The 13,934-nt window shown below is 70.5% G+C and carries 11 protein-coding genes; 1 reads left to right on the top strand and 10 read right to left on the bottom strand.

Annotated features, from left to right (window positions below; all coding sequences use genetic code 11):
- Positions 1–14 precede the first annotated feature (14 nt).
- Entirely contained in the window at positions 15–1,400 is a 1,386-nt protein-coding gene (locus BWI15_RS19835) for an RICIN domain-containing protein (protein WP_077015849.1), read from the bottom strand.
- 169 nt (positions 1,401–1,569) lie between these two features.
- On the opposite strand from BWI15_RS19835, the gene BWI15_RS19830 reads away from it, so the two are divergent.
- A complete protein-coding gene (locus BWI15_RS19830) occupies positions 1,570–2,532 on the top strand; it encodes a hypothetical protein (RefSeq protein ID WP_077015848.1) in 963 nt (320 codons plus the stop codon).
- A 15-nt stretch (positions 2,533–2,547) separates the two neighbouring features.
- Here the strand turns inward: BWI15_RS19830 and prmC are convergent, their stop codons facing one another.
- The 9 genes from prmC to argS form a co-directional block, all read right to left on the bottom strand.
- Entirely contained in the window at positions 2,548–3,381 is an 834-nt protein-coding gene (prmC, locus tag BWI15_RS19825) for a peptide chain release factor N(5)-glutamine methyltransferase (protein WP_143465708.1), read from the bottom strand.
- Complete coding sequence (gene prfA / locus BWI15_RS19820; RefSeq protein ID WP_077015847.1) at positions 3,378–4,457, bottom strand: peptide chain release factor 1; 1,080 nt, start codon at positions 4,455–4,457, stop codon at positions 3,378–3,380. The genes prmC and prfA overlap by 4 nt, the downstream gene beginning before the upstream one ends.
- A 92-nt stretch (positions 4,458–4,549) precedes the next feature.
- Complete coding sequence (rpmE, locus tag BWI15_RS19815; RefSeq protein WP_077015846.1) at positions 4,550–4,756, bottom strand: 50S ribosomal protein L31; 207 nt, start codon at positions 4,754–4,756, stop codon at positions 4,550–4,552.
- A gap of 169 nt (positions 4,757–4,925) precedes the next feature.
- Entirely contained in the window at positions 4,926–7,202 is a 2,277-nt protein-coding gene (gene rho / locus BWI15_RS19810; RefSeq protein ID WP_077015845.1) for a transcription termination factor Rho, read from the bottom strand.
- Positions 7,203–7,506: 304 nt separating this feature from the next.
- The gene (gene thrB / locus BWI15_RS19805) at positions 7,507–8,403 is read right to left on the bottom strand and encodes a homoserine kinase (protein WP_237771361.1); all 897 of its coding nucleotides are present in this window, start codon (positions 8,401–8,403) and stop codon (positions 7,507–7,509) included.
- A 22-nt stretch (positions 8,404–8,425) separates the two neighbouring features.
- Entirely contained in the window at positions 8,426–9,490 is a 1,065-nt protein-coding gene (gene thrC / locus BWI15_RS19800; RefSeq protein WP_077015843.1) for a threonine synthase, read from the bottom strand.
- Positions 9,491–9,493: 3 nt separating this feature from the next.
- Positions 9,494–10,801 carry a homoserine dehydrogenase gene (locus BWI15_RS19795; RefSeq protein ID WP_077015842.1) on the bottom strand — a complete coding sequence of 436 codons (1,308 nt, stop codon included), beginning with the start codon at positions 10,799–10,801 and terminating at the stop codon, positions 9,494–9,496.
- Complete coding sequence (lysA, locus tag BWI15_RS19790; protein ID WP_077015841.1) at positions 10,798–12,201, bottom strand: diaminopimelate decarboxylase; 1,404 nt, start codon at positions 12,199–12,201, stop codon at positions 10,798–10,800. Before lysA ends, BWI15_RS19795 begins: the two co-directional genes overlap by 4 nt.
- A complete protein-coding gene (argS, locus tag BWI15_RS19785; protein ID WP_077015840.1) occupies positions 12,198–13,856 on the bottom strand; it encodes an arginine--tRNA ligase in 1,659 nt (552 codons plus the stop codon). Before argS ends, lysA begins: the two co-directional genes overlap by 4 nt.
- Between the last annotated feature and the right edge of the window lie 78 nt (positions 13,857–13,934).

Raw genomic sequence — 13,934 nt, 5'->3', positions numbered from 1 at the left:
TCGGACGCTGCGGGTCAGCTGGGCTGGAACCGCCAGAGCTGGTTGGCGGCACCGGTGAAGGGCTGCTGCGTCACCCGTTGGTTGCCCCCGGCATCGGTCACGGCCAGACCCGTCAATGTGTTGAGGATGCCGTAGACCTCACCCCCGAGCGGGTACAGCGTCCAGCGCATCCCGTCCTGCCCGTTGCAGCTGTACTGCAGGACCGCCGTACCGGGGGTGGTGCCACTGAAGGCGCTGTCGGCGCACTTGTCGCTGTTGACGTTCTGCAACTGCCAGCCGGTCCGGTACTGGAACCGCCACTGCTGACTGGTCGCACCGGTCCGCGCCAGGCGACCGACGTACGCGAGGTCGGCGGTCGAGGCATCGATGACACCAAGGGCACCGCCGGTCGCCGGATTGACGAACTCGGCGATCTGCCCGTGCCGTGGCCCCGGCCGGGCGTCCGGTACGGCGCTCTTGATCAGCCAGTCGCTGTTGGCGATGTTCCAGTGCGTGGCCAGGTAGCTGCCGGCCGGCGGATCAGTGCTGAAGTAGTCGTCCTTGTTGCAGTCCAGCAACCGGTCGCTGTCCTTCTCGGGACAGACGACCTTCGTGCCAGAGCCGTAGCACATCAGGTCCCACTCGTCGTTGCAGTGGCCGTTGAAGTGCGGTGCGCTGCTCTGGACCGCGCCGAACGTGTGCCCGAGCTCGTGGGCCGCCGCGTTGAAGCCCCAGCAGTTCGCCTTGGCGTCCACCCGGGCATAGCCGGTGTTGCGGTTGTTGGCGTTGTCCAGGCCGGGCCGGTCGTCGCCGTAGACGGTGCCGAGGCCGCAGCTCTTCCGGCTGTCGGCGAAGATCAGGTACTTGCGATTCGGGTCCTTGTGGTTGAGCTTCTGCAGAGCGTTGACCATCGAGTCCCAGCTGTCGAGGCCACCGGTCGGCAGCACCACCTCCTGGACCTGGATCCGGCAGCCGTCGCCGGCGGGCTCGGTGACGAAGCGAACGTGCCGGCTGGCCCCGGTCTGAGCCGCACTGTCGTTGTACGCCGCGTCGATCTCGTGCGACCAGGCCCGGAACGACGGCAGGAACAGCCGCAGCCGCGACGCCTGCTGCGTCTCCCGCGCGTACATCACCTGGACCCGCTTGCCGCTTCGGCCGTCACCCTCGCAGACGACGGGGTTCGCGGCGATCGTGGCGGCGGCGACACTCGCCTTCAGCGGCTTCGCCTCGGCCTGCGAGCTTGCACCGGGCAGCGCCTCCGGACCACGCGTGCACTGGTCGGTCCCAGGCAGTACGACGCGGTGCAGCCCCGCGCACAACTCGGCCTCGGACAGCGGAGGCTCCGCGGAGGCAGGGCCGGAGACCGGGAAGGCTGTCGCAGCCAGGACGGCAGCCACTCCGAGCTTGGTCAGGAGGGACATCAACACGCTCCTCGGCGGCGAGTCACGGACGGCGACACCGTGGTCACGGTACGCCAGCTTTCATCCTCCGTGACGTCCGGTTCACAGACCAAAACTCTCAGCGTGGCGGATACTCGGCGATGACACGCCCGGACGTTGCTCTGTCGGTTCCGCATGGTTGTCTTGACCGGTGCGCAAGCTATCCGTTCTGAGTACAACGGCGGTCCTCCTGGGGCTGCTGGCCGGTTGCACCGACGATCCGGCCGACGCCGGCCCTACCCCGACCAAGCCACCCTCGACCGCGTCCGGCACCCCGAGCGCGACCGTCACCGACTCCCCGGAGCCATCCGCCCCCGCCGCGGGTGAGCTGCCCCGCGGTGGGCGCACGATCTTCCCCGAGCACCAACTCGTCGGGTTCGTCGGACTGCCCGGCTCCCCCGCGCTCGGCCCGCTCGACAAGAACATCGACGCCAAGGCCGCCCAGCTGGAGAAGCTCGCCACGTCGTACGCCGGTGGCCGCAAGCCGCTGCCGGTGATGGAGCTGATCGTCGTGATCGCCAACGGGCACGCGGGCCGCGACGGCCAGTACCGCAGCCGGCTCAGTGACGAGAAGATCCAGCCCTATCTGGACACCGCGCGCAAGCACAAGATGCTGCTCCTGCTCGACGTCCAGCCCGGTCGCGCCGACAGCCTGAGCGAGATCAAGCGGCTGGAGAAGTGGCTCAAGGAGCCCGACGTCGGCCTGTCCTTCGACCCCGAGTGGGCGGTCGGTCCGGGCCAGGTCCCCGGCCGCGTCTTCGGCCGGACCACGGGCGCCGAGCTGACCTCGATCGCGGCGTACCTGTCGGGCCTGGTGAAGGCCAACAACCTGCCGGAGAAGGTCTTCGTCTTCCACCAGCTGTCCTCGCGCATCCTCAGCAACGAGAAGGCGTTCAAGCAGCAGCCCGGCGTCGTCACGATCAAGTCTGTCGACGGCATCGGCAACCGCGCCGACAAGGAAGCCACCTGGCGCAAGCTCACGCCGACGATGGCTCCCGGGGTGCATGCCGGCTTCAAGCTGTTCTACGAGGAAGACACCCGGCACGGACCGCTGATGACCCCGGCCCAGGTGATGGCGCTCAAGCCGCGCCCCGAGTTCGTCGTCTACGAGTAGGGCTGAGACATACCCCTAGACCCGGCGGCCGGTCGCGAAGCGGTGGCGGCCGGCCAGGTCGAGCTGGTCGCGGACCTCGGTGAACTGGCCGGTCGCCGCGAAGACGGCCGGCGCGGACTCGCCCTGCACGTCGGCGTGCTCGCAGCCGAACCACCCGCCGGGCTTGAGCAGCCGGGCGGCGGTCGCGGCGACCACCTTGATCTCGTCCAGGCCGTCGTCGCCCGACCACAGCGCGAGCGCCGGGTCGTGGTCGCGGACCTCGGCGGTGACGGACTCCCACGCGGTCAGCGGGATGTACGGCGGGTTGGCGATCACCGCGTCGACCTGGCCGTCGAGCTCGGGCAGGCAGCCGTCGATGTCGCCCTCGTGCAGCGTCGCGCCCGTGCCGGCGAGATTGCGGCGGGCCCAGACGCAGGCATCCGGGGACAGCTCGACCGCGTGCACGACGCTGTCCGGCCGCTCGGTGGCGACCGCCCCGGCGATGGCCCCGGACCCGCTGCACAGGTCGACCACCAGCGGCGCCTCGACGTCCTTGAGCCGGTCGAGCATCCAGCCGACGAGCACCTCGGTCTCCGGCCGCGGGACGAACACACCTGGGCCCACTGCCAACTCCCGATAGCGGAAGGCTGCCGTACCGGTGAGGTGCTGGAGGGGTTCCCGCTGCGCGCGGCGTTCGACCAGTACGTCGTACTGCTGGCGCTGCGCGGGCGAGATGTCGGCCAGGCCGAGCTGGAGCCGGGAGACGCCGGCCACGAAGGCGAGCAGCTCGGCGGCGTCGTACTCGGGTGAGGCGACGCCGGCGTCGGTGAGGCGCTCGGTGGCGGCGGCGATCAGCTGGCGAGCGTTCACTGGTGAGACTCGACGGCTTCCAGCCGGGCGGACATGTCGGCGTCGGTCAGCGCCTGGATCACCGGCGCGAGATCGCCGCCGAGCACCTGGTCCAGGTTGTGCGCCTTGTAGCCGACCCGGTGGTCGGAGAAGCGGTTCTCCGGGAAGTTGTAGGTGCGGATCCGCTCCGACCGGTCGACCGTGCGGATCTGCAGCCGGCGCGCGTCCGAGGCCTCCTGGTCGGCCGCCTCCTGGGCCGCGGCGAGCAGCCGGGACCGCAGCACGCGCATCGCCTGCTCGCGGTTCTGCAGCTGGGACTTCTCGTTCTGCATCGAGACCACGATGCCGGTCGGCAGGTGGGTGATCCGGACCGCCGAGTCGGTCGTGTTGACGCTCTGACCACCCGGGCCCGACGAGCGGAACACGTCGATCCGCAGGTCGTTCTGGTCGATCTCGACGTCGACGTCCTCGGCCTCCGGCAGCACCAGCACCCCGGCGGCGCTGGTGTGGATCCGGCCCTGCGACTCGGTCACCGGCACCCGCTGGACCCGGTGCACGCCACCCTCGAACTTCAGCTTCGCGTACGGCGCCTCGCCCGGCTCGGGCGTGCCCTTGGCCTTCACCGCGACGGTGATCGACTTGTAGCCGCCGAGATCGGACTCGGCCGAGTCGAGCACCTCGGTCTTCCAGTTCTGCGACTCGGCGAACTTGAGGTACATCTTCAGCAGGTCGCCGGCGAACAGCGCCGACTCGTCGCCGCCCTCGCCCGCCTTGATCTCGAGGATCGCGTCCTTGTCGTCGCTCGGGTCGCGCGGCACCAGCAGCATCCGCAGCTTCTCGGTCAGCTCGTCGTGCCGCGCGGTCAGCTTGACCGCCTCGTCGGCGAACGCCGGGTCCTCGGCCGCGAGCTCCTTGGCCGCCTCGATGTCGTCAGCGGTCTGCAACCACTCGTCGTAGGCGCGGACCACCGGCGCGAGCGCGGCGTACCGCTTGCCCACCCGGCGGGCGTTGGCCTGGTCGGAGTGCAGGTCGGGGTCCGACATCTGCCGTTCCAGCTCGGCGTACTCCGCCTTGAGCGTCTGTACCGCTTCGAACACCGGTCACTCCTTCCAGAACTTTTGGGTGGGAACACAAACCGCGCGCCGGTCCGCGGACCCCGAGGGTCGCGAACCGGCGCGCGGTGAGACAGCTACTTCTTGGCGTACCGCTTCTCGAAGCGGGCGACCCGGCCACCGGTGTCGAGGATCTTCTGCTTGCCGGTGTAGAACGGGTGGCACTGCGAGCAGACGTCGGCGTGGATCGAGCCGTTCTCCGCCGTGGAGCGCGTCTGGAACGTCGCCCCACAGGTGCAGGTCACCGTGGTGTCGACGTAGGTCGGGTGGATGTCGCTCTTCATGGATCTCCTAGGTCTCAGGCGTCCCGGGTCGCCCGCACGGTGCTGACGTGAACCGGAACCAACGGACAAGTCTGCCATCTGGGGGTTTGCCGGGACAAACCGGGGCTGTTGGGTACGGCAAACGGCCCGGGAAGTGCTGGCGCACGTCCCGGGCCGGCTGGTGTTCTTGCTAGTTGCCGTCGTCGGTGCTGCGGCCGCCGGCCGACGGGGTGGTCTTGTTGACCTGGAGCAGGAACTCGATGTTCGACTTGCTCTCCTTGAGCTTGCCGATCAGCAGTTCCAGGGCGGCCTGGCCGTCGAGGGCGGACAGCACCCGGCGGAGCTTCCAGACGACCTGAGTCTCGTCCTTGCTCATCAGAAGCTCCTCGCGGCGGGTGCCGGAGGCGACGACGTCGATCGCCGGGAAGATCCGGCGGTCGGCGAACTCGCGGCGCAGCCGCAGCTCCATGTTGCCGGTGCCCTTGAACTCCTCGAAGATGACCTCGTCCATCTTGGAACCGGTCTCGATCAGGGCCGTGGCCAGGATCGTCAGCGAACCGCCGTCCTCGATGTTGCGGGCCGCGCCGAAGAACCGCTTCGGCGGGTACAGCGCCGAGGAGTCGACACCACCGGACAGGATCCGGCCGCTGGCCGGTGCCGCGATGTTGTACGCCCGGCCCAGGCGGGTGATCGAGTCCAGCAGCACGACCACGTCGTGGCCCAGCTCGACCAGACGCTTGGCCCGCTCGATCGCCAGCTCGGCGACCGTGGTGTGGTCGTCGGCCGGACGGTCGAAGGTCGAGGCGATCACCTCACCCTTGACCGTGCGCTGCATGTCGGTGACCTCTTCGGGCCGCTCGTCGACCAGCACGACCATCAGGTGCACTTCGGGGTTGTTCGTGGTGATCGCGTTCGCCAGCGCCTGCAGCACCATCGTCTTGCCGGCCTTCGGCGGCGACACGATCAGACCACGCTGACCCTTGCCGATCGGGCTGACGATGTCGACGATCCGGGTGGTCAGGATGTTCGACTCGGTCTCGAGCCGCAGCCGCTCGGTCGCGTACAGCGGGGTCAGCTTGTTGAAGTCCTGCCGCTGCTTGGCGATCTCCGGGTCCGACCCGTTCACGGTGTCGATCCGGACCAGCGGGTTGAACTTCTCCTTGCGCTCACCGTCGGACGGCTGCTTCACCGCACCGGTGATCGCGTCGCCCTTGCGCAGGCCGTAGCGCTTGACCATCGACAGCGCGACGTACACGTCGTTCGGGCCCGGCAGGTAACCGCTGGTCCGGACGAACGCGTAGTTGTCGAGCACGTCGAGGATGCCGGCCGCGGGGACCAGGACGTCGTCCTCGCTGATCGTCGGCTCCGGGTCGAACCGCTCGCCGCGGCCCCGGCTGCGGCCGGCGTCACGCCCGCCGTCGCGGCCGTCGCGGTTGCGGTCCCGGTCACGGCCCCGGCGGCGACGACGCCGGCCGTCCCCGTCCTGGTCGTCGATCCGGCTGTCGGTGCGGTTGTCGCCCCGGCCGTCGGTGCGGTTGTCGCGACCATCGGTGCGGTTGTCGCGACCGTCGCGGCCCTCGCGGCCGTCGGCACGACCGTCGCGGCCGTCGGCGCGGTTGCGCTGGTTCTGGTCGCGGCCACCGTCGCGGGCCTGCTGGCCGTCGCGGTTCTGGCCGTCGCGGTTCTGGCCCTCGCGGCCCTCGCGCCCGCCATCGCGGGCCTGCTGCCCGTCGCGGCCCTCGCGGCCCTGCTGGCCGTCGCGACCCTCACGGCTCTGCTGACCCTCGCGCCCCTGCTGGGCGTCGCGGCCGTCGCGGCTCTGGTTGTCCCGGTTGCGGCTGCGCTCGCGACCACCGTCGCGGTTGCGCTCCTCGGACCGGCCCTCGCGCTCGTCGGTGCGCTCAGCGGTCCCGGCCGACGCCGTCGCGGCGCCGTTCTGGGTGGCCGCGCGGTCGGCGGCCTGCGGCTCGGCGGCACCGCGGTCAGCGACCTGCGGCGCGCTCTCGACGGCGACCTGCGGCGCGGCAGCCTGCGGCGCGCTGTCTGCGTTCGGGGTCCCCCCGGAAGTCACGGCCGGGGCCGGCGTCGAGGCCGCCCCGTTCTCGGCGGCCGTCTCGGCCGCGGCGGCGCGGGCCCGGCGACTGCCGCCCTCGCGCACCGGAGTCTCGGCCGGCGCGCGCTTGGCGCGCGTCACCGCCGGCTGCTCCGCGGCCTCGTCCAGCGTCGGCTGCGTCGACCGCGCGCGGCTCGCGCCACCGGTCGAGCTGCCGCCCTGGGCGGCCTTGATCGCCTCGATCAGCTGGCCCTTGCGCAGCGCGCCGGTGCCCTTGATGCCGAGCGTCCCGGCGAGCTGCTTGAGCTCGGGGAGCAGCATGCCTTCGAGGCCGCCTCCGGTCTTGCGGCGCCGCGTGCTCGCGCTCGCTTCGGGCGCCGAAGCACCGTTGGAGGCTTCAACAGTTTCTGTCACGTGAGGTCCTTCCCACACGGATGAACGATGTCCTGACAGGCTCATCGCCCGGAATCATCACCCACGGCCGGCGGACGGCGACGCGGGTACAAGAGGTTCTCGCTGGATCCGGTCCCCCGGAATTCTCCGGCGCAGGCGGCGCAAGTCATTCACTGGGGATCGCCACGGACACCTGGGTGCCGGGAACACAGCCCGGAAGCGGCGAGAGTTCACCGATCACCTGGAGGGGATCGGGTGAGTCGAGACTAGCACCACACAGGGTCCTTCTGCTGCCTCGGGAGGTGCAACGCGTGTTGGGTCCTGTTCATTCCGCCCTGGGCGAACTAACGCCTCGATCATGTCCGGACCAGACCTGTACGCCGGCTGGATCGACGGCCAGGTCGTACCGCGTCCATCCGTCCGGCGCGGTGGGAGTTCCCGCGATCTCCTTGCCCGAAAGGGCCTCCAGCACCAGAACGGTCGGCCCCGCACCACTCACGACGGCGGCCAGACCACTGCCCCGCAGCTTGTGCACCAGCGCCAACGTCTCGGGCATCACCGGCTCCCGGTACTCCTGATGCAGCCGGTCCTCGGTCGCCGTCATCAGCAACTCGGGCCGAGACGTGATCGCCGTCACCAGCAACGCGGCTCGTCCCGCGTTCGCCGCCGCATCCGCATGCGGTACGACGTCCGGCAGCAACCCGCGCGCTTGTTTCGTCAGCACCCGCACCTGCGGTACGTACGCCGTCGCCCGCAACCCGGCCACCGGTTCGGCCCGCACCGCCCGGCCGATGCCACCGTCGACCCACGCCGTGGTGAACCCGCCCAGCGCCGCCGCCGCGACGTTGTCCGGATGCCCTTCGAGCTCGTTGGCCAGCTCGACCACCCGCTCCCGGTCGAGCTCCACCCCCGCCAGCCCGTACGCCGCCGCGATCCCGCCGACGATCGCCGCGGACGACGATCCCAGTCCGCGCCCGTGCGGCACCCGGTTGTCACAGCGCAGCACGAAGCCCGGCACCGTGGCCCCGAGCGACTCGAGCCCGGCCCGGATCGCCCGCACCACCAGATGCGACTCGTCGAGCGCGACTTCGCCGGCTCCGGCTCCGGTCACCTCGACCGAAATCCCGGAGCCGCCAGGGACAACCGTCAGTTCGTCGTACAGGCCGAGGGCCAGGCCGAAGGCGTCGAATCCGGGCCCCAGATTGGCGCTGGTGGCCGGCACCCGGACCCGTACGGGACCCAACTCAGGCCAGCCCGGCGACTCGGGCGACCGCGTCGGTGTCGGCGGGAGTGACCTGCGTTTCGGCGGGAGCCGCGCCCGACAGCGCGGTGTCGATGTCCTTGAGGCCGTGACCGGTCACCGTGATGACGATCGTCTGGCCACCGTCCACGCGCCCGGCGGCCTTCAGTGCCAGCAGTCCAGCGACTCCGGCGGCCGACGCCGGCTCGACGAAAACGCCTTCCCGGGCGGCCAATTCGCGCTGGGCGGCGAGGATCTGCTCGTCGCTGACGGCCTCGATCAGTCCGCCGGACTCGTCGCGCGCGGCCTCGGCCAGCGTCCAGGACGCCGGGTTGCCGACGCGGATCGCGGTCGCCAGGGTGTCCGGCTGCTCGACGATCGCGCCGTTCACGATCGGCGCCGCGCCCTCGGCCTGGAAGCCCCACATCCGCGGGGTCCGCGACGACACCTTGTCCCGCGCGTACTCGCCGTATCCCTTCCAGTACGCCGCGATGTTGCCCGCGTTGCCCACCGGCAGCAGGTGCAGGTCAGGCGCGTCACCAAGTGCGTCGCACACCTCGAACGCCGCCGTCTTCTGCCCCTCCAGGCGGACCGGGTTCACCGAGTTGACCAGCGCGACCGGGTAGTGCTTGCCCAACTCGCGCACGATCCGCAGGCAGTCGTCGAACCCACCGTCGATCTGCACCAGCTGCGCGCCGTGCACGATCGCCTGGGCCAGCTTGCCCTGCGCGATCCGCCCGGCCGGGATCAGCACCAGCGGCAGCATCCCGGCCCGCACCGCGTACGCCGCGGCCGAGGCGGACGTGTTGCCGGTCGAGGCGCAGACGACCGCCTTGTCACCGGCCTGCGCGGCCAGTGAGATCGCCACGGTCATCCCGCGGTCCTTGAACGAACCGGTCGGGTTGTTGCCCTCGACCTTGAGCCAGACCTCGCAGTTGGTCTGCTCGGACAGCCATTGCGCGGCCACCAGCGGCGTACCGCCCTCGCCGAGCGTGACCACCGGAGTGTCCGTCGAGACCGGAAGCCGGTCGCGGTATTCCTCGATCACGCCTCGCCACTGGTGAGCCATAGCTCAATCTCCTTCGACCCGCATCACACTGCTGACTTCACGAACGATGTCCATGTCGCGCAGGGAATCCACGGTGGCCGACAGCGCGGCGTCGGTGGCGGTGTGGGTGACCACGACGAGCTGCGCGTCACCGCCCCGGCCCTCCTGGCGCACGGTCTGGATCGACACGTCGTGCTCGGAGAACGCGTGGGCCACCGCCGCCAGCACACCGGCCTTGTCGGCCACGTCCAGCGACACGTGGTAGCGGGTCATCGCGTCGCCCATCGGCCGCACGGCTCGCTGGGTGTACGACGACTCGCCGACCCCCGGCACTCCCTTGAGCCGGTTGCGCGCGGCGGACACCAGATCCCCGAGGACGGCACTGGCCGTCGGGGCGCCGCCGGCACCACGACCATAGAACATCAGCTGGCCGGCCGCTTTGGATTCCACGAAAACGGCGTTGTAGGCGTCCCGGACCGAGGCCAGCGGATGGTTCTGCGGGATCATCGCCGGGTAGACCCGGGCACTGACCGAGTCGGTCGCCTCGTCCAGCTCGCAGATCGCCAGCGACTTGACCACACAACCCATCGCGCGGGCCGAGGCGATGTCGGTCGCGGACACGTCGGTGATGCCCTCGCGGTGCACGTCGGCGATCGAGACCCGGGTGTGGAAAGCCAGGCTGGCCAGCAGCGCGGCCTTCGCCGCCGCGTCGAAGCCTTCGATGTCGGCGGTCGGGTCGGCCTCGGCGTACCCCAAAGCCTGGGCCTCGGCCAGCGCCTCGTCGAACCCGGCGCCGGTGGAGTCCATCTTGTCCAGGATGTAGTTCGTCGTGCCGTTGACGATGCCCATCACCCGGGTCACGTCGTCACCGGCCAGCGACTCGCGCAGCGGCCGCAGGATCGGGATCGCCCCGGCCACGGCGGCCTCGAAGTACAGGTCGCGCTCGTACTTCTCCGCGGCGGCGAACAGCGTCGGGCCGTCCTCGGCCAGCAGCGCCTTGTTCGCCGTGACGACGGAGGCGCCGTGCTCGAGCGCGGTCAGGATCAGCCCGCGGGCCGGCTCCAGACCACCGATCACCTCGATCACCAGGTCCAGGTCGCCGCGGCTGACCAGCGCCTGCGCGTCGGTGGTGATCAGCGCGGGGTCGACGGCGATGTCCCGCTCGCGACCGGCCCGGCGTACGGCGATGCCGGCGATCTCCAGCGGCGCGCCGACCCGGGCGGCCAGGTCGTCGGCCCGCGTGGTGAGGATCCGGACCACCTCGGTGCCGACCACGCCACAGCCCAGCAGTGCGACCTTGAGGGGCTTCTTGTCGGTTCCGTTCAGCGTCATTCGGCCCCCATGTCCAGCAGCAGCATGTCGTCCTCGGTCTCCCGCCGGACGACGACGCGGGTCTGTCCGTCTTTGACCGCGATCACCGGTGGCCGCGGCACGTGGTTGTAGTTGCTCGCCATCGAGCGGCAGTACGCACCGGTGCCCGGTACGGCGACCAGGTCGCCCGGGACGACGTCGGAGGGCAGGAACTCGTCCTTGACCACGATGTCACCGGACTCACAGTGCTTGCCGACCACGCGGGCCAGCGTCGGCGTGGCGCCGGAGTAGCGGTTGGCCAGCGTGCAGGAGTAGTCCGCGTCGTACAGGGCGGTGCGGATGTTGTCGCTCATCCCGCCGTCGACCGAGACGTATGTCCGGGCCGCGCCGGCGTCCAGCGCGACCTCCTTGACGGTGCCGACCGAGTACACCGTGCAGACCGCCGGTCCGACGATCGCCCGGCCCGGCTCGATCGACACCCGCGGCACCTCGACGTCGTACGCGCGGCACTCGTGCTCGATGATCTTGGTCATCTCGGTGGCCAGCTGCGCGGGGTCGGCCGGGTCGTCCTGCGTGGTGTAGGCGATGCCGAAACCGCCGCCCAGGTCGAGCTCGGGCATGTCGACACCGAGCTCGTCGGAAACCCTTGCGTGCAAGGCGATCAGGCGCTTCGCGGCCAGCTCGAACCCGGAGGTGTCGAAGATCTGCGAGCCGATGTGCGAGTGCAGCCCGAGCAGCTCCAGCTCGGCGGATTCGTTGACCTTGGCAACCGCTTCGAAGGCGGCGCCGGAGGTGATCGAGAAGCCGAACTTCTGGTCCTCGTGCGCGGTCGCGATGTACTCGTGGGTGTGCGCCTCGACGCCCGCGGTGACCCGGACCATCACCGGCGCGACCACGCCGCGCTCGGCGGCCAGCGCGATCAGCCGGTCGATCTCGTACAGCGAGTCGACGATGATCCGCCCGACGCCGGCGTCCAGCGCCCGGGCCAGCTCCTGCTCGGACTTGTTGTTGCCGTGGAAGCCGAGCCGCTTCGGGTCGGCGCCGGCGCGCAGCGCGACCGCCAGCTCGCCGCCGCTGCAGATGTCGAGGTTGAGCCCCTCCTCCATCACCCAGCGGACCACCGTCGTACACAGGAACGCCTTGCCGGCGTAGTACACGTCGATGTCCTTGAACGCGGTCTTGAACGCCCGCGCGCGGCTGCGGAAGTCGTCCTCGTCCAGCACGTACGCCGGACTGCCGTGCTCGGCGACCAGCTCGCGCAGGTCGACGCCGCCGACCTCGAGCGCGCCGTCACCGTTCTTCTTCGCGGTGTGCGACCACAACGCCGGGACCAGGTCGTTGACGTCGCGCGGTGCCCGCAGCCACGGCGGCGCCTTGTGCCCGATGTCGGCGTGCAGCGTGCCCGCCTCGTGCGCCCTCACATCCGCTCCGGAGCGGAGACGCCGAGCAGGTCCAGCCCGTTGGCGAGAACGGTCCTGGTCGCACCGACCAGGGTCAGGCGAGCCGTGTGCACCGGCTCCACCTCCTCGTCGCCGCGCGGGAGCACCCGGCAGCTGTCGTAGAACTTGTGGAACGCCGACGCGGTGTCCTCCAGGTAGCGGGCGATCCGGTGCGGCTCGCGCAGCTCGGCCGCCGTGGCGACGATCCGCGGGAACTCGGCCAGCGCGCGCAGCAGGTCACCCTCGCGCTCGTGGCTGAGCAGACCCGGGTCGAACTCGTCCAGCTTGATGCCCAGGTCGTCGGCGTTGCGCAGGATCGAGGCCAGCCGGGCGTGCGCGTACTGCACGTAGTACACCGGGTTCTCGCTGACCTGGCGGGTCATCTCCTCGATGTCCAGCGTCAGCGGCGAGTCGACCGGGTAGCGGCACAGCGTGTACCGCAGCGGGTCGACGCCGCCCTCCTCGACCAGCTCGGCCAGCGTGACGATGGTGCCGGCCCGCTTGGACAGCTTCATCTCCTCGCCGCCCTTGAGGATCTTCACCAGCTGGCCGATCAGGATCTCGATGTTGTGCTCGGGGTCGTCGCCGGCGCAGGCCGCGATCGCCTTCAGCCGGTTCACGTAGCCGTGGTGGTCGGCGCCGAGCAGGTAGATCGCCACCTCGAAGCCGCGTTCGCGCTTGTTCACGTAGTACGCCGCGTCGGAGGCGAAGTAGGTCGGCTCGCCGTTGGACCGGATCAGCACCCGGTCCTTGTCGTCGGTGAAGTCGGTGGTCCGCATCCACAGCGCGCCGTCGTCGTCGTACAGGTGACCCTGGGCGCGCAGCTTCTCGATCGCGTGGCCGACGCCGTCCTGCTCGTGCAGGCTGCGCTCGGAGTACCAGACGTCGAACTTGGTCCGGAAGTGGTCGAGCTGGTCCTGCTGCTCCTTGAGCTGGCGCTCGTACCCGGCCTCGCGGAAGGCGACGGTCTGCTCGTCGTCCGGCAGCTCGGTGATGCCCGGGACCTCCCGGACGATCCGCTCGGCCAGCTCGATGATGTAGGCGCCGTGGTAGCCGTCCTCGGGGATCGGCTGACCGTGCGCGGCGGCCTTCAGCGAAGCGCCGAACTTGTCCATCTGCGCGCCGCGGTCGTTGACGTAGAACTCGCGGGTGACCACCGCGCCGGCCTTGGTCAGCACCCGCGCCAGCGCGTCGCCGACGGCGGCCCAGCGGGTGTGGCCCAGGTGCAGCGGGCCGGTCGGGTTGGCCGAGATGAACTCGAGGTTGATCGCCTGCCCCTTGAGGCTGTCGCTGCTCCCGTACGCCGGGCCGGCGTCGACGATCGCCTGCGCGATCTTGCCCTGGGCATCGGCCGCGACCCGGATGTTGATGAAGCCCGGGCCGGCGATCTCGACGGCGCTGATCGCCTCGTCGCTGCCCAGCCGCTCGGCCAGCAACTCGGCGAAGGCGCGCGGGTTCATCCCGGAGCGCTTGCCCAGCTGCATCGCGACGTTGGTGGCGTAGTCCCCGTGCTCGGGGTTCTTGGGGCGCTCGACCTTCAGCTCGCCCGGCAACCCGCCGTCGACAGTGATGGTGCCGTCGTCGACGAGCGCGGTCAGGGCCTGCAGGATCTTCTCAGCGAGCTGTTCCGGAGTCACCCGCTCAGCCTAATGGCCCACGGCGGCGCCTCCACCTCCGCCATCCACAGGCCGGGACCCGGCGCCACCGCAGGCGTG

It is taken from the genome of Kribbella sp. ALI-6-A, from assembly GCF_001984195.1.
Taxonomy (GTDB): Bacteria; Actinomycetota; Actinomycetes; order Propionibacteriales; family Kribbellaceae; genus Kribbella.
Note: the sequence above shows the minus strand (reverse complement) of the source record. Positions and strands in the feature narration are given on the sequence as shown.